Consider the following 23201-nt stretch of genomic DNA (forward strand, 5'->3'; position numbering starts at 1 on the left):
CCATGAGCTCTTCGGTTGCTTCAGCTGCAGCTTCAACCATGTATTCATGCATTTCTGCACAAACATCAGCCATATCAGCAGGAATATCTTCATATTTGAAGGTCATTCCCTGGTCAGCCTCGTTCCAGATGATTGCTTTCATCTTAACGAGATCGACTACACCCTTGAATTCGTCTTCTGCACCAATAGTCATCTGCATTGGTACAGCAGTAGCATTCAGACGCTCACGCAACTGATCGACAACCATCTGGTAGTCTGCACCGGTACGGTCCATCTTGTTAACAAACACCATGCGAGGCACTTCGTATTTGTCAGCCTGACGCCATACAGTTTCAGTTTGCGGCTGCACACCAGAAGAGCCACACAGCACTACAACAGCGCCATCCAGAACTCGCAGGGAACGCTCAACTTCGATGGTGAAGTCAACGTGCCCTGGAGTATCGATAATGTTTACACGATGCTCGTCAAACTGAGCATCCATACCACGCCAGAAGCATGTAGTAGCAGCAGAAGTAATGGTAATACCACGCTCCTGCTCCTGCTCCATCCAGTCCATGGTAGCTGCACCATCGTGCACCTCACCAATTTTGTGGCTCAGACCTGTGTAGAACAGTACACGTTCAGTGGTCGTTGTCTTACCCGCGTCAACATGGGCACAAATACCAATATTGCGATAGCGGTCAATAGGGGTTTTACGGGCCACGACTCAATCCTCTGATACTTAGAAACGGTAGTGAGAGAACGCTTTGTTGGCTTCAGCCATGCGATGCACGTCTTCACGCTTCTTGACAGCAGCACCCTTGTTCTCGGCAGCATCCAGCAGCTCGCCCGCCAGGCGGAGATCCATGGACTTCTCACCACGCTTACGCGCAGCGTCTACCAGCCAGCGCATCGCCAGAGCGGTACGACGACTTGGACGAACTTCTACAGGCACCTGGTAAGTAGCACCACCTACGCGGCGGGACTTAACCTCAACCATTGGAGAGATGGACTCCAGAGCTTTTTCAAACAGCTCGAGAGGCTCTTTACTAGTGCGCTCCTGAACCTTGTCCAGTGCACCATAAACGATTTTCTCGGCAACAGACTTCTTACCGGAAACCATCACGTGGTTGATGAACTTAGCCAGCGTTTTGTCATGAAACTTAGGATCTGGCAGTACTTCACGTTTGGCGACTACGCGTCTTCTTGGCATTGATAAGCCCTCTTTTCGGCCTTCAGGTAGCTCAGGTAAATACCTGACCTTACTCTTATCAACCTACTGTTAAATTCTTTCGGGTCTTGAACCCGACTGTACTGACAACCTCAGGCCGCCAGTTTATGAAACCCTGTTCTGACGAAACTTCGATCAGGACTTAGGTTTCTTGGTACCGTACTTGGAACGGCCCTGCTTACGGTCGTTAACACCCTGGGTATCCAGGCTACCGCGAACGGTGTGGTAACGAACACCTGGCAAGTCTTTTACACGACCGCCACGGATCAGAACAACACTGTGCTCCTGCAGGTTGTGACCTTCACCACCGATGTAGGAAGTCACTTCGAAGCCGTTAGTCAGACGCACACGACATACTTTACGCAGCGCAGAGTTAGGCTTCTTAGGTGTAGTGGTGTAAACACGTGTGCATACACCGCGACGCTGTGGGCAGGCCTGAAGCGCAGGAACGTCGGTCTTTTTGACCTTGCGCTTACGAGGCTTGCGAACCAGCTGGTTAATTGTTGCCATTGGCGAACTCCAGTCGTTTCTAAGTAAATAGAACTACCCGCGTCAGAGGAGTGCGCAGATAATTCTTTGCTTCAACGGCAAAAGCCGGCGTAAAAACCGGCATCCACCCGCCCTCGCAAATACAGCTCGGGGCAATATAAAGCCGCGAAATTTTACGGAATGCAGGAAATGGCGTCAAGCCTGTGGATAACACAAATGAGATAAGTGGAGAACTCGCGGGGAGGATTCAAGTACTGTCGTACGTCAAAAAAGGCAGTAAAAACATAGTACTACGAATACTTTTTAAATTATAGGGCGCCAATAAGTAGCCTTTCGACTTCTTTCTTAGTCAGGTGCATAAGACCGCTTTTACACTCTTTTGACATCCCCCTCCTTCGCCGAGTTGTGCTAAAGTCCCGCCGATACCCTAGATCACCATCAGGAATACCATGAAACGCGAACTGGCGATTGAATTCTCACGTGTGACCGAAGCGGCAGCCCTGGCTGGCTACAAATGGCTTGGCCGAGGCGATAAGAATGCAGCTGACGGTGCAGCCGTTGAAGCCATGAGAGCCATGCTCAATAAAGTTGAGATGGACGGTGAGATTGTCATTGGTGAGGGCGAAATTGATGAAGCGCCCATGCTCTTCATAGGCGAAAAAGTGGGCCAAGGTCAGGGCGAGAGCGTTGATATTGCCGTTGACCCTATTGAAGGCACACGCATGACTGCTATGGGTCAGAACAATGCTGTTGCTGTTTTGGCTGCCGGTGAAAAAGGTTCTTTCCTGAAAGCTCCTGATATGTATATGGAGAAGCTGGTTGTTGGTTCTGGTGCCAAAAATGCCATCGACTTATCTCTTGGCCTTAAAGAAAACATTCATAATGTTGCCAAAGCCCTCCACAAACCTCTTGAAAGCCTGACCGTCATCACCCTGGCCAAACCCCGTCATGACAGCGCCATTGCAATGATGCAGAAGATGGGTGTAAAAGTATTTGCCATTCCTGATGGTGATGTTGCTGCCTCCATTCTTGCCTGCATGCCTGATAGCGAAGTTGACATGATGTATTGCGTGGGTGGAGCACCAGAAGGGGTTATTTCTGCAGCTGTTATTCGCGCACTGGGTGGCGACATGCAAGGTCGACTGATGACTCGTGATGAAGCCAAAGGAGACAGTCCAGAAAACAAAGCGGCCGGCGCCATTGAACGGACTCGCTGCGAGGAAATGGGTATTGAGCCTGGTAAATTGTTGCGCCTTGAAGATATGGCCAGCTCCGACAATGTCGTTTTTTCAGCCACAGGTATTACCAAAGGTGATCTGCTTGAAGGCATCTCACGAAAAGGTAACATCGCTGAAACCGAAACACTGGTTATCCGTGGTAAATCCCGTACGATTCGTCGCATCAAGTCTATCCATTATCTGGACCGCAAAGATGATGACATCAAGGGTGTTATTCTTTAATCTCCCTTAATCTATGAGCCAGCCTTGTTCAGAAGGTTGGCTCCTCCTCCCCTCCTCATACATTTGCTGTAGTCCCTATGAGCTGTCACAAAATCAACGAACTGTTCGAGCTGCTTGCCCCTGAGTGGAATAAAGAAGCCCATCTCAACCTGGTTGAAGTACTCAAGAAGCTGGCCGAAGAAGCAGGTCACAAAGGCGATCTGTCCTCCCTGACGGACGATACCCTGATATACCACCTGAAAATGAAGGGTGAAAAGAAGGACGCCATGATTCCAGGCATTGCCAAGGATGCCATTCCCGATTTTAAAGAAGCACTGCTGAAGGCTCGTGGCATTAAGTAGCCGACTTGTAGCTGACGCCTGATAAAGGTAGCGTTGAAAGACTGACTCAATGGAATGAGATCATGAAAGCAACACTGCCTTTTATACTTACCACTCTTTTTGTCTCTTCAGTCTCATGCTCCATCAAAGCTTCAGAACCCGAACTCTGGTATCAAAAGGTCTGGTGTGAAGGGAATGGTGGAAAGGTTGAATCCCGCCTGGAAGATGGACGACGAGTCGACTGTATTACCGACAGTCATGCCATAGAAATGGATTTTGCCAACAAGTGGCCCGAAGCCATTGGCCAGTCTCTTGATTATGCAATGCTGACAAAGAAGCAGGCAGGTATTGTTTTGATTCTGAAAAAGCCTTCAGATCAACAATATTGGGATCGATTACAGCAGGTTGTTAAGCATTATCAGTTACCGGTCACCACCTGGAAGCTCGGGCCCTAAAACTGTACCTTTTTTCTTGATAGATTTTTTCTTTTTCAACGTAGCCTCATCAACCGTAACGGTGCTTTTCGACGAATGCTTTCTGGCTTTTTTCACTGTTGAACCTACCAGGTTGTCCTCGCCATTGGTCTTGTAGCCCATCGCGCCATTTTTATGTTGAATCTTCATTTGAACAAAGAGCGCAAAATTTTGTGCATTGAATCGTCTATCCAGTGTCGGTACAGGCTCGCCAATGGCGGTCAGATGATTTAGATAAATTTCTACGAGAAAACGATCCAGTGACCCCATTCCAGCACCGGTTCTGTCTTTACCACTCTTACAGAATCCAAATACTTGAATAGGTAGTCTATACGGCAAAACCTCTGGTTCTGCGCCCGACAGTGATGAAATGGAGTCAGTTGGAGACTGGTCATTTTGAACCTCATCAGTAGGTTCTTCAGTAATAGTGTCCAGCCTTTCCCGACTTCTTGCTCTTAAGGCACGATCGATATCATCCATAACAAATGGGTTGTCTTCCCTCAGAAGCATAGCGATGGCAGCAGGAAAATTTGCAGGCTTGAAGGTATCGTTCTGAGCCTCATGCTGCTCCTCCAAAAGCAACATGATCCGCCATTCATTGACCAGGTTCTCTACCAGTTCAGTATGGGGATGAGGCCTCTTATATTTAAGCTCATAATCAGCCAGATACTCTCCAGCCCATCCACCAACAGGTTCCTCCGGCAACTCTGAGCCCGTAACATCCTCTACCGAAGATTGATTAAGCTTATCCGCCAGCTCCCAGGGAAACATGACATACTTCAGGGCAGTGAGAGCCAGGTCATTACAAGCACAGGCGACAGGTGCCAGCTTGGGCTTCAAGAATATCTTTCGTGGCTTGCCCTCTTTATCGGTAAAAGCAAGCTCCCTTAATTCACCTTTCTTGGTTGTCAGTTCACCAAAGCCTTTAACTGCTTCGAGCTGCATCGTAAATTCATCATCGTGCTTACCGGTTCTATGTCGTGTTTTATCGGTAGTGAGGTAACTGATAACCATCATCGGACATTCTGCAGCTTTATCAGGCGTACCCAAAGCTTCTTCCAACTTTTCTGCACTGCCATCAAATTCCAGTAATAAGTTGGATATCAGCTGCTGCCTGGCTCGTTCGGCCGCAGCATTCTCTCTTCTAGCCTTGGCGAGCTCCTTCGCACGCTCCGTATCTTTCACTCCCTTTTCTTTTTTTAGTTCGTAAGGTGTAGGGACTGCAGATCGCAGGCATTTATTCAAAATCCCTCTGCCTCCAATACTGCGAAGCTTATGACCCCAAGCATTACAAGGTTTGTCCTCGACACCCTGTGCCGTTGAAGGAACAGAACCCACCCGACCAAACATGGCTTCAACAGGCTCATTGGAGGATTCAAATAACTCCTGGTGCAAACCCGCTCTGGCGGGTATTTCTTCAACAACTGACTCCCAACTCAATTGCATTCGATCATCTCTCAACTGATCTTTCAGAGCATGTTTCAGAGCTTTTTTCTGCTCTTTGGTCGTTCCCGCTTCTTCAACCTTATCCAGACACCACTCTTTGATCAGCTTCATGTCCGCTACGATGGTAGGGCTCAGTTCTTGAGGATTTTTGGGTAACTGGAAGCTTTTTATATAGTCACCCAGCTCTTTAAGCGCTTTTGCCTGCTTGCTTTTTGGTTTGAGGTCTTGGCTGATGTCTTTTACAAGGTCACTCTTTAAGAAGGTTTCAACAGAAGCCATAGTCAAAGCCATTTCTTCTATGAAAGCCTGCTGATATCGAAAATCTGAACGTTTATAGACTTCTAATGTTTCCTGCTGACTCTCCAGCTTGGCCACAACCCCTTCAGCCCCTTGCTCAAGTGCAGCCATAAAACCGGACTGATCCTGTACAGCAACAGACAGCCTTTTCAATTCAGTGATTAGAGATTTCAGCCTGTCAACACGATCTTGTATACCTCTCTCGAGCCTATCGTAGGCTCCGACCTGTTCTTCCATCGTTCCTTCTTTCAGAATTTCATCGAAATAACAGGTTCTCAGAGCAGGGATCGCACTTTTGAATTCGTGCTGTAACTGGGCCCAAAGCACTTTCAGTTCGGCTTTTTGGGCGACCTGTTCAGGGTCTTGGGCTGCCAACTCAGGTGAAACAGTTACTAACTCAGCTGGAGGACTTAGTTGTGACAAAATCATCGGAGCATTAGGGTTCCCTGTCCGCTCTCTATGCCACTGATCCAGCTCAGGCAATAATTGAGATCCCAACCCCCCTTTAGCAATTACTTTGGGCAGAATCGTGAGCGCTTTGACCTCAAAGTCATCTCTATTAATGTGCGGTTCCAGCTGTCTTCTCATTTCATCCTGAAGAAAATCCAGCTCATGTTCCATAAAAGCAAACTGTGGATCCTTTAAGCCGGTAGTCGCCTTAAAGAACTCCACACCTCTGCTTCCCGGGGTTTTCAGGTCGGACATTTCTGCCAGCTTACTTCTATTCTCACTTCGTCTCTTCTTGTACTTATCCGTCAAAGCGGCACGTTTACTCAAATATTGCCCGCTTCTCTTGGTAGATTTGGGCTCTGTGGTTTCTTCAAGGGAAGTAGTGGATGTACTCTCAAGCTCAGAGCTATGGGACGTGGACGAAGTGGTTGACCTGGCTGAGACAGGTCTTCGTCTGTACCTGAGGACTTCATCGGTTTGTGTTGAGAGCCTTTCCCGGTGCGCTGGCGTAAAAACATCATCACTGGCTATGGAGACACTTCGACCGTCCCGGGTCGTGGACGAAGAACTCGTAGAAATTGAGGAATCACTTTCAGAATCAGAAGAAACCTGAGAGCTGTATGGACTGCCGCTGCGTCTGTCTACGCCGCCTCCACCTGTTGCCATTACCGTCTTCCCTGAGATTATTGTCTAATATCTCCAGTATAGATTTACCTTTACTGCCTTTATCTGTGTCGAAGACCATTGGGCAAGACGCTTTTCTGACAATCGTAACAGTCTGCTACTCCAATACCTGGAAGCCGTCAAAGACCTGACTTTTCGAATATCCTCTCAAAACTCAATTCGATGATTGTGAATCCACTATCTTCTTTATAATTCTGAAGTCATTTCGAGCCTACACATGAAAACCTGCCTGCAGATCCATCCAGACGACAATGTCTTGATCACTCTAAAAGCCTTTGAGCAAGGTACCCTTATTTCAGCAGTCAAAGAAACTTTGTGCCTGAAGCAGGATGTTCCCCCTTTTCACAAGGTCGCACTGACTGATCTTGCTGAAGGTGAACCTGTCATCAAATACGGCAACCCCATAGGACATATCACTGCTCCTGTTGCCCAAGGTGAATGGATTCATTGCCACAACCTGAAAACCCTGCTGCAAAACCAGACCCATTATCACTATAAACCTGAGGAGCCCTCTATTTCTTCATTCGATTCTCATACGGACAGAGTCGTACAGATTTACAGAAGGAAGAACGGTTCGGTAGGTGTTCGAAATGAGCTTTGGGTCATTCCGACAGTGGGGTGCGTAAACGGTGTAGCCAGTACTCTGGTCAAACAGTTTCTGGAAAAACATTCCTGTAAAGATATTGATGGCGTCTACGCCTTCTCCCATCCGTTTGGATGTTCTCAGTTAGGCGATGATCACACAGATACCCGTAAGCTGCTTCAATGCATGGCCAGACATCCTAATGCAGGTGGCGTCCTGGTGCTCGGCCTTGGTTGTGAAACCAATCAGGTTGCAGCATTCCAATCCAACTTTGATGATTCAGAGCTTGCACATATTCAATTCCTGTCGACCCAACAATGCGAAGACGAGCTCACCGAGGGACTCAGATTGTTGGAGAGCCTGTATGACAATATGCGTAATGACCAAAGAGAATCAGGAAAACTGTCCGAAGTGCGTTTTGGTCTGGAATGTGGGGGCAGCGATGGCCTTTCAGGCATAACGGCCAACCCTTTGCTCGGACTGTTGTCGGATGTTCTGACCGTCAGGGGCGGTACAACGGTTTTGACTGAAGTACCCGAAATGTTTGGCGCCGAAGAACAATTAATGAAAAGAGCAGAAAATCAGGCAGTCTTTCAGCAAATCGTAGAGATGATTACAGGCTTTAAAGAATACTATCTGAGTCACAACCAGCCTATTTATGAAAACCCTTCTCCAGGTAACAAACAGGGTGGGATCAGTACACTGGAAGAAAAGTCTATTGGCTGCACTCAAAAATCAGGCAGCAGCCCGGTCAAGGCCGTGATTCACTACGGTGAACGTATAATAAAACCCGGCCTTAATCTGTTACATGCCCCAGGTAATGATGCAGTGGCCACCAGCGCACTGGCTGCTGCCGGGTGTCAGATGATTCTGTTTACCACAGGTAGAGGGACACCTTATGGTGGTTTTGTCCCTACCTATAAACTGGCTACCAATACAGAATTGGCAGACAGAAAAAAACACTGGATTGATTTTGATGCCGGTCAACTGATCTCTGCTGGCAAATCCCTGCACGAACTCTGTGACGAATTACTGGATCAGTTAGCCCAAACCATTAGCGGACAACCCACACGTAATGAGAAGAACGGGTTCAGAGAGCTGGCTATCTGGAAGCACGGGGTTACTCTTTGACCGCAATAATCAGAAACTCCCGGTTTCCATCCCCCCCCTTTATGGGACTTTCAAAGTAGTCCCGGGTTTTCAGCTCATTATCCTTACAGCATTCTTTGATGGAGGTCTGAACTTTTGGATAAAGACTCTCATCCCGAACAATACCCCCTTTGCCCAGGCCAGACTTACCCACCTCAAACTGAGGCTTGACCAGACTGATCAACACTCCACCTTTTTTTAACAGGGGAGCCAGAGAAGGCAGAATTTTTGTTTGGGAAATAAAAGACACATCCATCACTGCCAGATCAAAACCTGCTTGCTCATCAGTATGCTCAACCAGAGAAGGACTCAACTCACGGGCATTCACCCCCTCAAGGCAAACCACTCGTTCATCCTGACGGAGTTTTTCAACCAGCTGATCATGACCTACTTCAATACCGACTACCTTTGCTGCCCCGGACTGAAGAGCACAGTCAGTAAAGCCTCCCGTGGACTGGCCAACATCAATCACAGTCATCCCGGTGATATCGAGTCCGATTTTCTCAAGAGCCCCTGCCAGCTTAAGCCCACCCCGAGAGACAAAGCGATCCGACTCATCCAGAGAAACCTTCAATTCGGTATCTGCAGTAAACTTTTCACTGGGCTTTTTTACGGTCTGCCAGACGGCAGTCTGCATAACCTGCACTTTACCCTCTGCAATGTACTTCTGGGCCTGGGTGCGGGAAGCGGCAAGCTTCTGGTCTACCAACAGACGATCAATTCTTTCCATTCTGAGAACCGTTTGCGAAATGCTGCGAGTATACCTGCTAAGCCGGTATTCCTTGAGCAGGAAAGCCATTTTGAAAAGCTGTTTTTCAAAATGAACAAAGTTTAATGATTCACTCATCTTCCGGTTACCTGCCCATTGGTATTCTAGACCCATCTTTTAAACACAGACCCTATTACGAAAGAACAACCGGAGACTTACACCATGAACAAAACACTGTCTGCTTTTCTTGCTGCTTCCACCATCGCCCTGACCACTGGTAATGCCTTTGCTGAATACACAGGTCCAGGCAGCACTCCAAAAGCCAGTGATGTTGCTTCTATTAATGCCAATCCGGTAGACGATGCCCAGGTAGAGCTGACAGGTTATCTGACCAAGAAAATCGACAAGGAGACCTACCTGTTCTCCGACGGCAAGGACAGCATTCAGGTAGAAATCGACTCCGAAGATCTGCCACCTGTGACCATTAACGAAAAAACCCAGGTTAAAATTTTTGGCGAAGTTGAAGCCGGTGCTTTTGAAACCACCGAAATCGAAGTAGAAAAAATCTCCGTGATTTAATGATTATTCTGAAGAAGGTTGCCAGCTTGGTCGTTGGCAACCTTTTCACTGCTAACTCAACTTAACTCTGAACCCGCTTCTCTCAATCCGGCCCCTGTTCCCGCTGTAATAGACAGCGCAGTACTTTTCGAAAACAAAAATTACAATTACCTGCCTCAAACTTACTACCTTTATTGATGTCCTGTCCCTGCGAGATCCATTTTCCAGGAATACTGCAGACTGATGATGAAGCGCTATTCAAACATCCTGAATCTTGTTGGCATTACCCTGCTCTGCCTGGCTTCCACCTGCACATGGTCTGAACAATCCGTCACTCTCAAGCTCGCCCACAATCTCAATCAAAAACATATGGTGCATAAAGCTGCGGTCTACATGGATCAACAGCTGAACGTACTTTCAAAGGGCAATCTGCGGCTAAGAATTTACCCGGCAGGACAGATGGGAGATGCCGTGGACACACTACAGATGCTGCAGCACGGAATCATAGATATGACCAAGGGCACAGCCAGTGACCTTGAACTGTTTGATAAAACCTTCGCGATTTTTAACCTGCCCTATCTTTTTGAAAGCCCCGAGCATTTTAACAAGGTGGTTTTTGGCCCAGTGGGCCGGGAGATCATGGCCTCACCCACTAAAAAGGGATTCTTTGCCATTGCCGCCTACGAAACTCGCTTTAGAAGTTTCTATGCCCGTAAGCCCATTCATAGCCCTAAAGACCTTAAAGGTATGAAAGTAAGGGTCCAACCCAGCCCTACTGTTATTGAAATGGTGAAGCTGATGGGAGGCACTCCCACCCCCATTCCCTTTGGAGAAACCTACACAGCACTCCAGCAAGGGGTCGTGGATATGGCAGAAAATAACGAACCCTCTTACGTCGATACACGACACTTTGAAGTTGCCCGTTACTTTTCTGAAGACCAGCACAGCAGTGTGCCGGATTACCTGATGATTTCGACTCAAACCTGGAACAACAAGCTGACAGAGTCACAAAGAAACATGATCAGAATTGCAGCTGAGCGGTCAGAGAAATATCAGCAAACCTTATGGAATGAAACACTGAAAAATGCCCGTGAAACAGCCAGCAAATCCGGCGTTACTTTTATCGAAGTGGATAAGACCGCTTTTCGTGAAGCAATAAAGCCCCTCTACAAACAATTCTCCAAAGACCCCCAGCAGGCCAAACTTTTGGAAAAAATTCAGTCCGCCGCCTCCATACCTTCTTCCCCAATTCCCAAAAAGCCACCGGCCTAGAATCAGCCAAGAGCAAATCAATACCGACCTCTTCAGGCAGCTATATGAACATAGAAAAAATCAAACACCCGGTTGATCGTCTTCTTGCCATTCTGACCACCGTTTCCATGATCACTCTGGTTTTGGCAGTGCTGTGGCAAGCCATCAGTCGGTTTTTACCCTTCACCACTCCCAGTACCTGGACTGAAGAGTTGGCCAGGCACCTGATGCTGGCTGTAGCCATGCTGGGTGCGGCTTACACGACTGGATTAAAGAAGCATCTGGCTATTAACCTGATCAGCGGAAAGCTTACCGGTCAAAAGAAACGCCTTGCAGATCTTCTCTTTCACGCATCAGTAGCACTGTTTGCCTTCCTGACCATGATGATTGGCGGTTCGCTGTTTGCTCTGAGGTCCCTGAGTCTGGGACAGATGGCTCCGGGCCTGGATATCCCCATCGGTACGATTTATCTGGTGGTGCCTCTGGCGGGCTGCTTCATCGTTTTCTACAGCCTGCTTTTTATCACTGAATGCTTTTCTACCAACCAATACCAGACTGAAGCAAAATCTTCGGCCTCAAACAGCCCTATTAAATCTGCACTCAGGAATCAATAATGGAACCCGTCACCATTGCTATTCTGTTCGGTTGTTTTCTGGTTTTACTCTTTCTGGGTGTGCCTATCTGTTTTGCGATTGGCCTGGCTACTCTGCTTTCAGCCATCACCATGCTGCCGTTTGAAACGTCGCTTATCATGATTGCCCAGCGCCTCTGCTCAGGATTGAAAAGCTTTTCTCTGCTGGCCATCCCTTTTTTCATTCTTGCCGGCGTTCTGATGAATCAGGGAGGCATTGCCCGGCGGCTCATCAACTTTTCTCAGGTGCTTGTGGGCACACTGCCGGGCTCTCTTGCCCACGTTAATATCATGGCCAATATGCTGTTTGGCTCCATATCAGGATCCGGTGCTGCCTCAGCTGCGGCGGTTGGCAGTATTATTAATCCGGTTCAGAGAAAAGCCGGCTATAACCCGGAGTTCTCTGCAGCCGTCAATGCAGCCTCCTGCCCTGTAGGACTGCTGATTCCTCCCAGTAACGTCATGATTATTTATGCGCTAACCAGTGGCTCCGTCTCCATTGCTGCTCTATTTATGGCGGGCTATCTGCCAGGCATTTTGATGGGGCTTTGCCTTATGGGGGTCACAGCCTGGATAGCAGCTGATCGAAATTATCCAACCACTGAACGCCCTTCTTTTCAGGTGGTCATTCGCTCTTTTCTGGATGCCCTGCCCTGTCTCTCTCTGATCATTGTGGTTATGGGAGGTATCCTCAGTGGCCTCTTCACTGCAACAGAGGCTTCCGCCTTTGCTGTGGCCTACAGCTTTATTCTGGCGGTATTCATTTATAAAGAAGTTTCTATCAAACAGCTGCCTTCTATTGTGCTGGAGTCGGTGGTCACCACCTCCATTGTACTTCTGCTGATTGCCGTATCCGTAAGTATGTCCTGGGTTCTGACGGCTGCTGACCTGCCCAATCTGATCAGTGATCAGCTGCACAGGCTTTCGGACAATCCAATATTAATCATCCTGGCCATCAACTTATTGTTGCTGCTGATTGGAACTTTTATGGATATGACACCTGCTGTGCTGGTGTTTACGCCTATCTTTTTGCCTATAGCAACCGAGCTGGGCATGAGCCCGCTGCACTTTGGCATCATGATGATTTTCAATCTTTGTATTGGCCTGATTACTCCGCCGGTAGGCAATGCCCTGTTTGTAGGCTGCAGTGTTGGCAAAGTGGATATTCATCAGGTGATCCGACCCATGCTGCCGTTTTACGCCATCCTGTTTCTGTTATTGATGGTCATCGCTTTTGTTCCACAGATCTCATTACTTCTGCCACAGCTATTTGGTTTGAATTAACCTGGAGCCTGTCTGACTTATGCTTTCGAGCATAAATTTCAGTAGAACGAGTCAAATTCTTCGATGAATTCGTGCGAATAGTTAACCTATTTAAACGAATCCATCGAAGAATTTGGCCGTTCTTTCTGGAATTTAGGCCGAAATTGCCTTAAGTCTGACAGGCTCCTAGACTATTGAACCCACTCCAAGCCTTAACTTTGAGGTAGAGCCATGACCAGAGAGCACCTGCATCCGGACAGACTGTTCCCTGTTGAGCCTGCAGTCCGGCAGGTAGCCAGAGAGATTTATCAATCTATTCAGGCTTTACCCATTATCAGCCCCCACGGGCATACCGAAGCCAAATGGTTTGCTGAAAACCGTCCTTTTGAAAACCCAGCCGCCCTTTTCATCTCGCCGGATCATTATGTTTTCAGAATGCTCTACAGTCAGGGCATTGCACTGGAACGCCTGGGAGTAAAAAACCAGTACGGAGAGACAGAACCAAACCCGAGAAAAATCTGGCAACTGTTTGCCGGACATTACCAGCAACTGTTTAGAGGTACACCCACAAGGCTATGGATTGACCATGCACTTCACGAAGTCCTTGGTATCTCACAAAGCCTGAACACAGATTCAGCCGATCAGATTTTCGATAAAATCAGTGAGCAGCTCTGTAGATCCGACTTTCTCCCAAGAGCTTTGTTTGAACGTTTTGGCATTGAAGTTCTGGCCACTACCGAGTCAGCCGTCGACTCCCTTTATCACCATACAAACTTGAATAACTCGGATTGGAAGGGGCGTGTTATTACTACTTTCCGTCCTGACAGTGTTACCAACCCTGAACATCCTGACTTTCAGAATGACATCCAGAAGCTGGCTGAGCTCACAGGTCAGGATACCCATGACTGGCATCAATATCTGGAAGCTTTGAGGATTCGGCGTCGGTTTTTCGCAGAGTCTGGAGCAACGGCCACTGATCATGGGTTCCCAACCCCTTTCACTACGGTTCTTGCTAAAGAGCAGTGCCAGGCATTACTGAGCCAGTCGCTGGAAGGCACACTCTCCGCCAAAGATGCAGAGCAATTCCGCGGACACATGCTGGTTGAAATGGCCCGAATGAGTGAGGAGGATGGTCTGGTGATGCAGCTCCATGCCGGCTCCTGTCGCAATCACAATCTAACTGTGTTTGATCACTTTGGCATGGATAAGGGATGCGACATTCCCATGCCCGTCAACTTTGTAGAAGGCTTGCGACCTCTATTGAATGAAGTGGGTAACTCTCCTTCTCTGACACTGATTGTCTTCACCCTTGATGAATCAACATACAGTCGAGAACTGGCTCCACTGGCTGGTCACTATCCAGCGATGAAACTTGGCCCTCCCTGGTGGTTCCATGACAGCCCCGAGGGCATGTTGCGCTATCGACAACAAACCACTGAAACCGCGGGTTTCTACAATACGGTGGGCTTTAACGACGACACCCGGGCCTTTCTTTCCATTCCTGCCCGACACGATGTTTCCCGCAGGATGGATAGCCGCTTTCTCGCCAACCTGGTCTGTGAACATCGCATGAGTCTTGATGAAGCGATGGAGACAGCGCAAGACCTGACTTATCGATTGCCCAAAGAGGCGTATAAACTCTAATGAACAGTCTGAACAGCCGCTTAACCATTGCTCCCTGGATCAACGGATTTACCTACGACCGCAGGCAGATAAAAACAGGCATAGTGCACCTCGGGCTGGGCGCTTTTCATAGAGCTCACCAGGCGCTGTATACCTGCGAAACCATGAGTGCTGGCGACGAGAGAGACTGGGGAATCTGTGCGGCCAATATAAGAAGTAATGTGCAACTGGTTGAAACTCTGAACCAGCAGGACAACCTCTACAGCGTTACTGAGTGGGATGCAGGCGGTCAACACTCAGTTTCTGTTTGCGGAGCTCTTACCCAAAGCCTTTTCAGCCGTAAAGATCCACAGCCACTGCTGGAACAGATGGTACAGCCTGAGACCAGAATCGTCTCTCTTAGCATCACAGAGAAAGGTTACTACCTTGATCCTGCTAACGGAAAATTGCTTAAAGATGAGCCCGATATCCTGCATGATGTCCAATACCCTGAACATCCTGTCACGGCTATGGGCTTCATCATCGAATCACTGAAAAGACGACGAGAAGCTAACATTCCGCCCTTCACCGTTCTGAGCTGTGACAATATTCCAGAAAATGGCCAACGTTCTCGGCTTGCAGTGACTCAATTAGCTCAACAAGTGGATGCTGAGCTGGCTGAGTGGATTGACCAGCATGTCGCTTTTCCCAGCAGTATGGTTGATCGAATTGTTCCCGCTGTGACCGAGAAAGACTTATCCACAATGGCCGATCAAAATGGTTTTCTGGATTCTGCAGCAGTGGCTACGGAAAGCTTTCGCCAATGGATTATTGAGGATCACTTTCCTCTGGGGCGACCAGACTGGGATCTGATTGATGGTGCTGAATTCGTTGAAGATGTTCGCCCTTATGAACAGATGAAGCTGAGAATGCTCAACGGTAGCCACTCATTTCTGGCTTATCTTGGCTATCTGGCGGGATACCAGACCATTGGAGAAACAATCCAGCAACCCGACTTTCGACTAGCTGCTAAAAGACTGCTATGTCAGGAAGCGATGGTGACACTGGATATGCCTGAAGAGGTCGACCTGGAAAGCTACGCTGAGCAATTACTGGAGCGTTTCAGTAACCCCTGCCTTAAACATAAAACCCAACAAGTCGCATCAGACGGTAGCCAGAAAATCCCGCAACGATGGCTGAATAGCGTTCAATGGCATCTGGATCATAACGCTTCTTATGATTGTCTGGCGTTAGGCATTGCTGGCTGGATTCGATACATCAGTGGCAAAGACATCTCAGGAGAGCCTATAGAAGTATCTGATCCACTCAGCGAACACTTTCAACAGCTCTATCAACAGAATGCTGATTCTCCTGAAAAATACCTCTCCAGTATTCTCGAGCTAGAAACAGTTTTTGGGCAAAACCTTTCCAAACACTCAGAACTGCAGAACAAAGTGAGTCGGGCCTATCAAACGCTGAATGAAATCGGCGCTGAAGCCGCCGTAGGGATTCTGGCTAAAGGAGGCTCATTATGATGGAACAAACCTGGCGATGGTTCGGTCCAAAAGACCCGGTTAGCATTCAGGACATTCGACAAACCGGTGCCACAGGTATCGTCACCGCACTGCATCATATTCCCAATGGAGAGGTCTGGCCGGTTACTGACATTCAGCATCGAAAAAGTGAAATAGAGTATAACCTCAATGGAAAGCCTACTGGCTTAAGGTGGTCTGTAGTAGAAAGCGTCCCGGTTACTGAATCAATAAAACTGAGTAGAGGCGATTACCTTCAGCACATTGAGCACTATAAACAGACGTTAATTAACTTATCCCATTGTGGCATCAAAACCGTTTGCTACAACTTTATGCCGGTTCTGGACTGGACCCGCACCGATCTGGCTTTCACGATGCCGGATGGATCAAAAGCCCTTCGTTTCGATGCCGTTGATTTTGCCGCCTTTGAACTGTTTATCCTCAAACGACCTGATGCTCCTAAGGATTACAACAAAGAAATCATTAATCTTGCTGAGCAACGCTTCTCATCCATGTCTTTGCAGGCAGTTGACCAGCTCACTGCCAATATTATTGCCGGATTGCCTGGCTCAGAGGAAGGTTACTCACTTGCACAACTCCAACAGGCTATCGACCAGTATCAGGACATTGACGCAGAACAGTTAAAACAAAACCTTGCGGTCTTTCTCAGTCACATTATTCCTGTAGCAGAGAGTCATGGAATAAAAATGGCGATTCACCCTGACGATCCACCCTGGGCATTACTGGGTTTACCCCGAATCGCCAGTACCGAAGAGGATTTATTGGACATACTTGCCATGCAGGAAAGCATTGCCAACGGCATAACACTTTGCTGTGGCTCACTGGGCCCTGGAAAGAATGCGGATCTTGCTGGAATAGCCAAGCGACTTGGACATCGTATTAACTTTGTTCACCTTCGCAATACCACAGTAGAAGATAGTTACCGCAGCTTTCACGAAGCCGATCATCTTCAGGGGGATCATGATATGTGCCCCATCATCCACAACCTGCTTCAGGAACAGCTGCTTCGAAAATCAAAAGGTCGGCAGGACTACTGTATTCCCATGAGGCCTGATCATGGCCACCAGATGCTGGATGACCTGAGCAAGCAGACCAACCCCGGCTATTCCTGTATAGGAAGAATGCGGGGATTGGCTGAACTTCGTGGCATGATGATGGGCATTCAAGGTTCACTGGATAACCGTCACCAACCACCTATGTAGAAGACAGTTCTCTTCAGGATGCAATCCATCAATGAATTGCATCATCTTTCGTTTTAACTACCAGGGAAGCTGCTGGCATCCGCCGGATTCTTGTCAGCGACTATCTCGTCCCGGTTCAAGAAACCATCCAAATCCCGGTCCAAAGCCATCTGTTCACCAGAACCTGGCGGCACGCAGGTAAATGTCAGGCTATTGCCTTCTCTTCTCGCCAGATCAAGGAAATTACTTTCAGACAAAGCATCTTCACCCGTTCGATCTGGAGTAAAACTGCCATTCTCCAGCAGATAACTTCTCAGCTCATTCTCTACCCGACCATGTGCAACCAGCTCGCACTCTGTCAGGGTGTGGTTAGCGCCACCTCGATTCAGAACATCACTCATGACTTTTGATTTAAAAGGTGCTTTCGAACGGGCTATCAACAGGTTCACACGATCAAGGTTACCTGCCAGGCTGTCACTGCTAAGGGTAATCTGCTGGGCAACAACTGGAGCAAGGTCAGAATCCGACTCCATCAGGAAATCCACCAGGCTCTGTCGAACGGCATCGTTCGGGATACCCACATTACCGAAGTTGAACTGACAGCCATGCTTTGCCGCATCCAGATTATCAGACAACCCTGTATCGACATTGCTGCAGTCTGTGGCGCCATCATCAAACACGCCCCCCTTCAGGAAGTTAAACAGCGTGTCCGTTGCACCATCATGCAGAAAGCCAAAACCTCTTATCTGGTCGCGATCAGCCAGGTCATTGGTTGTGGAAGGCAGAAATCCTCTTCTGTCGGGCAATCCAAACATGCCAACACGGGTATATAAATTACGGAAGTGGGGTACTTTCAAAATCTGTATTTCCCCCCCATGAGCCACTTTACCGTCTGCACCGAAGAAGCCATTTTCAGGTTCAAAGGTATGACAGCCTTCACAGGAAACCCCGTCAGGCCGGTTACCAAACTGAGCATTATTCAGAGTGGAATCATTGGCCAGACCATCAGATCGGGATCGACCAGGAGCATCCCCCATAAAGAACAACTTCCCTTGCTGGGCCGAGTTACTGAAAGTGCCGTCCAGAGGTCTTATTGGGTTTGGTGGTAGCTGAACCGCCAACATGAAGTCAGCAAATTTATCCATGTCTGATGCCAGCGCTCTAGCTTCTGCATCCAGACTTTCTGCATTCTCCAGATTGACGTCCAGACCTAATAGACCTTCAAAAGCCACAATGAAGTTCCTGAATGAAGTCCTTTCGTCGTTTATATTACTGGCATTGGAAAAGAAGCCATTAGCCCGGTCACCACGCCAGTGCAATGCGCCGTGTGTACTCATACCACGCATGGTCTGGGTCGCCATGGGTCCTTTGAGTGCTGCAAACTGAGCCAGATTGTCGTCTACTGTTTGACCATCAAAGTTTTTAACATTGGGATCTCCCTGACCATTTACACTCGGTAAGATCTTACAGGCTTCGCCATCCTGACCCAGAACGCCTCCATTGGCCACACTGCAATCCAGTCTCGCGATATTCAGAGTTTCGTGGTCAAGAGGGTTCCAGGCATTAGCCGCATCCGGATTACCAAGGTTCCAGCTTAGATGGTCAGTATCTCCAAAAACATGACAGCTGGCACAGGACGCTTCACCGTTGGATGATGAGCGATGAGCGTCATAGAGCATGAAACGACCCGCCTGAACATTTTGCGGCTCCGGGTTATACATAGCGACCCGCTGAATTTCTGCGCCTGTATCGGCATTCAAAACCACCACCCTGTTATCAAAGCGGGTAATGGCGTAAATGTAATCACTGTTCAGTAGCAACCCCGAAGGACCACCATCCACAGTAATATACCGGACATTTGACTGTGCACTCTGCGAACTGCCGGTATTAAGCTGGTCGATGTCGTATGCTGCAATCTTGTTAGACCCCAGCGCTGTGACGTACAGACGATCTCCATCACTATTGATAGCCATCTGTGTCGGCGTTGCAAGGCTTCTGGATTTATCATTCCCTTGCTTCAGTTTGCTGTAATCGATATGCGGATTGAGATGAACCGGTGTAACGGTTCCATCAGGCTTGATCACTGTAATCCGTGATTGCGCAATATTGCCTTGAACGGTCGTCGGCTTGTCTTTAATCCGGTCATAAGGGGCAAAACCCCGATAGTCGTTATCAATGACATTTCTCAACCAGGTACCGGGACCTTCAAAACGTGTAGCGTTATTCGATTCGGTATTACTGACATAGACATTGCCAGATGAGGGGTGAACCACCATGTTGAACAGTGTGGTACCCACTGTTTTATAGTTATCCGTTTCCTGCAGCGAATCAGCATCAATGGCAAAAACATCTTTATCGGGCAGATTCAGCCTGACTCCGTTACTGAAATCCCAACCACCACTGTCTTTCCACTTGCCGTCCTTCTCGTCGTATTTAACGATCATGGAAGTAAGGGGCTGCACAGCATTGTCTTTGTTGATGGACGGAGCTGTTCGCCCACCAGGCAGTTGTTGGCCATCCTGTGTCGTACAGGGCTTGTCCTGGAATGGGCCAGCAGCAAAGTCCTGGAAGGTGGTACACAATACAGATTCATGAACAATACTGGTTCGATTACCGGAGTTAAAAATAGCCGCATACACTTTATCGCCAGCGCCATTTACAGCCAGTGCTCTGGGCGTATCTCCGAACAGATTAATAATTCTGGCAGGCATTCCTCCAGACTCAGTACCCGTTGCTGCAGCATTGAAAACCCAGACATCTGCACGGGGAGTTCCAGGTTCATGAAGCTTTGGATCACCACCACCGATGTTTTCCGGAACTTTAAGTCTCTGTTGCCCTCTTCGTGCTGTGGTTACAAAGGCCTTGTCTTTGGCAAAAACAATGTCTCTGGGTTCATCACCTACAAGCAGTGTTTTCTTCACAAAGGGAACGGTTGAGCCTGTATCAATAACACTGATGGAGTCCGATAGATGGTTGACTACCCAAACCTCTTGCGGATCTGAGCCATTCGCCAGCTTGGGACGAACAGCAACGGCAACTGGTTCCATCCCTACATTGATTCTTGTGGAAAGTGTTAATTGCCCATCACTGGCAATACCGAACACCAGAAGGGTATTGTCCGGCGTATTTACAGCATACAGTTTTGAGCCATCTACGGATTTTGCGAGAGGTCTGACGGAAGCAGATTCAAAGCTGAGGTTTCTGTTGGGTCCAGCCTGACGCTGACCAGGAAGGAGATTGTCTCCGCCATCACCTCCTCCACCGTTGCCTGGGTTATTATTACCTGGGTCCGGGGCATTATCCCCTCCCCCATCATTACTGCCTCCACCGCCTCCGCAGCCCGTTAGCGTTAACGTCAGGGCGACAAGAAAGGGAGCCAGCCTGGATCGAATAGAACCCTTGCTGCAAAGTATCTGCTGAGACATATCCCAAAACTTCCTTGAACTGTATTTTTATATTTTGAGTCAATTATGTCTCAAAATATTTTTTTATACCACGAACTTTTCTTATGGGCTGTTGAAAGAATCAACCGACGCAGAGAATACAGAGGAAGTCGTCTATCGTAGAGAGGTGTATAGCAGGAGTGTGAACTGCTTCAGACCATTTCAAGACAGGAGCCGATGAAATGACCTGAGCAGAACAATAAACAGGCAGGGTTGATCAATCAGTCGATCTGATAAACCAGTGTAGAGCCGGACACTTCATGCCCAATTATCAGCAGTGGTTTGCCGGTAGGGCTCTCGCCCGCATCAACAAACTTCATGCCTTCTGGAGATACATCACCAGCCTTTTCTGGTGTCTTGTCGGTATCCACAGAGAAGTCACGGTTATAAACGTAGCTGACAAACTCTGGTTGAACGGGGTTAGAGACGTCATACATCATGACACCGCCGGTTCTTTCCAGACCAATAAACGCATACTGACGTCCGTTCACTTCACCTACAGCCAGCGCTTCTGGCTCTGGGCCTTTGTCATCACTGCGGTTGTCGCCCTTGGTCTCTTCATCATTGTTGTTGAAGTCATCACCCAGAACAGCTGCTGTCACTTCTTCAAAGTCACTGCCTGAATCAAATACCAGTTCTCCCTGCTCGTTCCAGATAGAGAACGAACGGGCACCGTAAGAGTAGAGCTTTTCAAATTCACCGTCATTGTCGATATCACCCAGAGTATTGGTGACTTTCAGCCTTGCCAGCTTCTTCTTGTCTTTGGCAGCATCGGCATTGGGATGCTCTGCGTCGACTTTAAGCTTCTTGGTACGGAGTTCTTCTGTGTATCCAAGGCAACCATCTTCATCATCGAACTTGAGGCCACCCGATGCCAGACACTGATCTTCTGAAGCCGCTTTATACCAGTAATCCCTGGCGTCACCTTCATTGGCGGTTACAACAAAGGTTTGACCGTCAACACTGTAAGTAGCAATAGTGTCAGGCTGATACATGCCATAAACACCGCTCCACTTCTGCAGATTCACGCCGCCGTCTTTGTTGCTGGCATCAATAGCAGACTGACCAAAATCTTTGAAACCAAGAGGTACAATGGAATCTATGCGTGCATTGGCTATATCTACGATGGCCAGAGCATTGTTTTCCTGAAGAGAAACATAGGCTGTGTCAGAGTTTTCTGAAACAGCGATGTATTCTGGCTCCAGGTCTTGTGCAACAGTGGCGTTACGACCAAAGACTCTGACGTCTTCTGGCAGTTCACTGTTTCTGGAGTGGCCTTTATTGAAAGCAGTGAAAGTAGCATGACGTGGCTCTTCCAGTTTGCCATCAGGACTTACTTTGATAACACTGACAGAACCTTCAGGGTCATTTTTATAATCAAAAGAGGGCTCACCCTCATTTGCGGCCAACAGGTATTCGCCATCCGGTGTGAAAGTCACCATATCGGGCAGAGCACCGACGACCTCATAGTCACTGAATACCGCGCCACCTTCAGCATCCAGTTTATAAACAATGACGACACCTTTTTCTTGCTTGTTACTGTTTTCTACAGCAACAGCCAGAAGGTCACCATGGACAGAAACGCTGTTGGCAGTCCCCAGTTTCATACCATCAACACTGGACTCAAGATTGATCTTGCCAATTTTCAGCAGGTTTGAGTCCTCTGTAGGATTGGCCAACGGCTGACCATTGAGGGATTTACCGCTAAGAATATCTACGGTTTTATCACTGGCGTTAACGACATAGATGGACTGGCTGGCTTTATGCCAGGCGACAATCTCCGCAGCGCCTTTATGGAAATTACCCGAGGCATAACGCCCTATAGGCTCCATAGTAGGATGGTTAATTTCAGCGGTTTCCTGAACTGTTGAACAGCCAGCTATAACAAAGGGAGCAGCCAGGAGAAGACAAGTGCGAGCAAGTTTCGGTTCCATTGAGGTACCTGATTCTATTAATTGGATCAGGCATTTTTATAACGTTTGCAGATGACTGTTTAATGACATATCTGACACAAACAGCCATGAGCCGGAAATGTCGCCACCCCGAACCATAAAAATAGTTACAGAGTTTAATAGAACGGCATTTTCATAGTAGAGACAGCTTTCTTAATATATGCGAGCGCGTTCGCTGTAAGCTGATGAGCATGGAGACAAGACCTACTACAGGAGGTCATGGAGAGAGGAGATATAAACGTCGACAGACGTTTTTTAATGAACTACCCCGCAGCAAGCTGCGGGGTATCCTCAGTGCAACTTGAGTGGTCAGTCCATAAACAGACTGATTTGGTTCGGACTTATTTCCTTCCGGTGTAGCTGCTTGTACTCCGCATTGCCTTGGTTTTTGACATAATTTGCAATTACATCTTCATTACCATGCTGGCCGACAGTATTCATAAAATATCCTGAACTCCAGAATGCTCCACCCCATAACTTTTGCTTAACTTCAGGGT

19 protein-coding genes are annotated in these 23201 nt (G+C 48.1%); 11 read left to right on the forward strand and 8 right to left on the reverse strand.

What is annotated here, in order from left to right; all coding sequences use genetic code 11:
• From WG89_RS02030 to rpsL, 3 genes are all read right to left on the reverse strand, one after another.
• Positions 1-703: GTP-binding protein (locus tag WG89_RS02030; protein ID WP_153301372.1), on the reverse strand; the 703-nt coding region annotated here is incomplete at its 3' end.
• Between the two features lie 18 nt (positions 704-721).
• Positions 722-1192: a 30S ribosomal protein S7 gene (rpsG, locus tag WG89_RS02035; protein ID WP_062260637.1), complete on the reverse strand. Its 471-nt coding sequence runs from the start codon at positions 1190-1192 to the stop codon at positions 722-724.
• Positions 1193-1345: 153 nt separating this feature from the next.
• A complete protein-coding gene (gene rpsL, locus WG89_RS02040) occupies positions 1346-1720 on the reverse strand; it encodes a 30S ribosomal protein S12 (RefSeq protein ID WP_034841716.1) in 375 nt (124 codons plus the stop codon).
• A 428-nt stretch (positions 1721-2148) separates the two neighbouring features.
• On the opposite strand from rpsL, the gene glpX reads away from it, so the two are divergent.
• The 3 genes from glpX to WG89_RS02055 all read left to right on the forward strand — a co-directional run bounded on the left by glpX (position 2149) and on the right by WG89_RS02055 (position 3934).
• The gene (gene glpX, locus WG89_RS02045; protein ID WP_062260639.1) at positions 2149-3159 is read left to right on the forward strand and encodes a class II fructose-bisphosphatase; all 1011 of its coding nucleotides are present in this window, start codon (positions 2149-2151) and stop codon (positions 3157-3159) included.
• Positions 3160-3236: 77 nt separating this feature from the next.
• A complete protein-coding gene (locus tag WG89_RS02050) occupies positions 3237-3500 on the forward strand; it encodes a YihD family protein (protein WP_062260641.1) in 264 nt (87 codons plus the stop codon).
• A gap of 62 nt (positions 3501-3562) precedes the next feature.
• The gene (locus tag WG89_RS02055) at positions 3563-3934 is read left to right on the forward strand and encodes a hypothetical protein (protein ID WP_062260643.1); all 372 of its coding nucleotides are present in this window, start codon (positions 3563-3565) and stop codon (positions 3932-3934) included.
• Here the strand turns inward: WG89_RS02055 and WG89_RS02060 are convergent.
• Positions 3902-6811: an inositol phosphate phosphatase SopB gene (locus WG89_RS02060; RefSeq protein ID WP_062260645.1), complete on the reverse strand. Its 2910-nt coding sequence runs from the start codon at positions 6809-6811 to the stop codon at positions 3902-3904. The genes WG89_RS02055 and WG89_RS02060 overlap by 33 nt on opposite strands.
• A 235-nt stretch (positions 6812-7046) precedes the next feature.
• Between WG89_RS02060 and WG89_RS02065 the strand changes: the two genes are divergently transcribed.
• A complete protein-coding gene (locus WG89_RS02065) occupies positions 7047-8543 on the forward strand; it encodes a UxaA family hydrolase (RefSeq protein ID WP_062260646.1) in 1497 nt (498 codons plus the stop codon).
• On the opposite strand, the gene WG89_RS02070 is transcribed toward WG89_RS02065, so the two are convergent.
• A complete protein-coding gene (locus tag WG89_RS02070) occupies positions 8533-9408 on the reverse strand; it encodes a TlyA family RNA methyltransferase (RefSeq protein WP_342669239.1) in 876 nt (291 codons plus the stop codon). The genes WG89_RS02065 and WG89_RS02070 overlap by 11 nt on opposite strands.
• Positions 9409-9492: 84 nt before the next feature.
• On the opposite strand from WG89_RS02070, the gene WG89_RS02075 reads away from it, so the two are divergent.
• The 7 genes from WG89_RS02075 to uxuA all read left to right on the forward strand — a co-directional run bounded on the left by WG89_RS02075 (position 9493) and on the right by uxuA (position 17330).
• Positions 9493-9849 carry a YgiW/YdeI family stress tolerance OB fold protein gene (locus tag WG89_RS02075; protein WP_062260648.1) on the forward strand — a complete coding sequence of 119 codons (357 nt, stop codon included), beginning with the start codon at positions 9493-9495 and terminating at the stop codon, positions 9847-9849.
• Positions 9850-10071: 222 nt separating this feature from the next.
• Entirely contained in the window at positions 10072-11100 is a 1029-nt protein-coding gene (locus WG89_RS02080; protein WP_216638413.1) for a TRAP transporter substrate-binding protein, read from the forward strand.
• 44 nt (positions 11101-11144) lie between these two features.
• Positions 11145-11693, forward strand: a complete 549-nt coding sequence (locus tag WG89_RS02085; protein WP_062260649.1) for a TRAP transporter small permease — start codon at positions 11145-11147, stop codon at positions 11691-11693.
• Complete coding sequence (locus WG89_RS02090; RefSeq protein ID WP_062260651.1) at positions 11693-12994, forward strand: TRAP transporter large permease; 1302 nt, start codon at positions 11693-11695, stop codon at positions 12992-12994. The genes WG89_RS02085 and WG89_RS02090 overlap by 1 nt, the downstream gene beginning before the upstream one ends.
• A 210-nt stretch (positions 12995-13204) precedes the next feature.
• The gene (gene uxaC / locus WG89_RS02095) at positions 13205-14617 is read left to right on the forward strand and encodes a glucuronate isomerase (RefSeq protein ID WP_062260653.1); all 1413 of its coding nucleotides are present in this window, start codon (positions 13205-13207) and stop codon (positions 14615-14617) included.
• Positions 14617-16110 carry a mannitol dehydrogenase family protein gene (locus tag WG89_RS02100; RefSeq protein WP_062260655.1) on the forward strand — a complete coding sequence of 498 codons (1494 nt, stop codon included), beginning with the start codon at positions 14617-14619 and terminating at the stop codon, positions 16108-16110. The genes uxaC and WG89_RS02100 overlap by 1 nt, the downstream gene beginning before the upstream one ends.
• On the forward strand, positions 16107-17330 hold the full coding sequence (gene uxuA, locus WG89_RS02105; protein WP_342669240.1) for a mannonate dehydratase: 1224 nt from the start codon (positions 16107-16109) through the stop codon (positions 17328-17330). Before WG89_RS02100 ends, uxuA begins: the two co-directional genes overlap by 4 nt.
• Before the next feature lie 53 nt (positions 17331-17383).
• Here the strand turns inward: uxuA and WG89_RS02110 are convergent, their stop codons facing one another.
• The 3 genes from WG89_RS02110 to WG89_RS29155 all read right to left on the reverse strand — a co-directional run.
• Complete coding sequence (locus WG89_RS02110; RefSeq protein ID WP_062260657.1) at positions 17384-20734, reverse strand: hypothetical protein; 3351 nt, start codon at positions 20732-20734, stop codon at positions 17384-17386.
• A gap of 239 nt (positions 20735-20973) precedes the next feature.
• Complete coding sequence (locus WG89_RS02115; RefSeq protein ID WP_062260659.1) at positions 20974-22686, reverse strand: choice-of-anchor I family protein; 1713 nt, start codon at positions 22684-22686, stop codon at positions 20974-20976.
• A 327-nt stretch (positions 22687-23013) separates the two neighbouring features.
• Positions 23014-23201 (reverse strand): transposase (locus tag WG89_RS29155; protein WP_172806680.1); only part of this gene is annotated, 188 nt, incomplete at its 5' end.

The organism is Endozoicomonas arenosclerae, assembly GCF_001562015.1.
Classification (GTDB): Bacteria; Pseudomonadota; Gammaproteobacteria; order Pseudomonadales; family Endozoicomonadaceae; genus Endozoicomonas_A; species Endozoicomonas_A arenosclerae.

Coding starts and splice junctions, on each gene's coding strand:
- rpsG (WP_062260637.1), bottom strand. CDS start 1,192: ATGCCAAGAAGACGCGTAGTCGCCAAACGTGAAGTACTGCCAGATCCT.
- rpsL (WP_034841716.1), bottom strand. CDS start 1,720: ATGGCAACAATTAACCAGCTGGTTCGCAAGCCTCGTAAGCGCAAGGTC.
- glpX (WP_062260639.1), top strand. CDS start 2,149: ATGAAACGCGAACTGGCGATTGAATTCTCACGTGTGACCGAAGCGGCA.
- WG89_RS02050 (WP_062260641.1), top strand. CDS start 3,237: ATGAGCTGTCACAAAATCAACGAACTGTTCGAGCTGCTTGCCCCTGAG.
- WG89_RS02055 (WP_062260643.1), top strand. CDS start 3,563: ATGAAAGCAACACTGCCTTTTATACTTACCACTCTTTTTGTCTCTTCA.
- WG89_RS02060 (WP_062260645.1), bottom strand. CDS start 6,811: ATGGCAACAGGTGGAGGCGGCGTAGACAGACGCAGCGGCAGTCCATAC.
- WG89_RS02065 (WP_062260646.1), top strand. CDS start 7,047: ATGAAAACCTGCCTGCAGATCCATCCAGACGACAATGTCTTGATCACT.
- WG89_RS02070 (WP_342669239.1), bottom strand. CDS start 9,408: ATGAGTGAATCATTAAACTTTGTTCATTTTGAAAAACAGCTTTTCAAA.
- WG89_RS02075 (WP_062260648.1), top strand. CDS start 9,493: ATGAACAAAACACTGTCTGCTTTTCTTGCTGCTTCCACCATCGCCCTG.
- WG89_RS02080 (WP_216638413.1), top strand. CDS start 10,072: ATGATGAAGCGCTATTCAAACATCCTGAATCTTGTTGGCATTACCCTG.
- WG89_RS02085 (WP_062260649.1), top strand. CDS start 11,145: ATGAACATAGAAAAAATCAAACACCCGGTTGATCGTCTTCTTGCCATT.
- WG89_RS02090 (WP_062260651.1), top strand. CDS start 11,693: ATGGAACCCGTCACCATTGCTATTCTGTTCGGTTGTTTTCTGGTTTTA.
- uxaC (WP_062260653.1), top strand. CDS start 13,205: ATGACCAGAGAGCACCTGCATCCGGACAGACTGTTCCCTGTTGAGCCT.
- WG89_RS02100 (WP_062260655.1), top strand. CDS start 14,617: ATGAACAGTCTGAACAGCCGCTTAACCATTGCTCCCTGGATCAACGGA.
- uxuA (WP_342669240.1), top strand. CDS start 16,107: ATGATGGAACAAACCTGGCGATGGTTCGGTCCAAAAGACCCGGTTAGC.
- WG89_RS02110 (WP_062260657.1), bottom strand. CDS start 20,734: ATGTCTCAGCAGATACTTTGCAGCAAGGGTTCTATTCGATCCAGGCTG.
- WG89_RS02115 (WP_062260659.1), bottom strand. CDS start 22,686: ATGGAACCGAAACTTGCTCGCACTTGTCTTCTCCTGGCTGCTCCCTTT.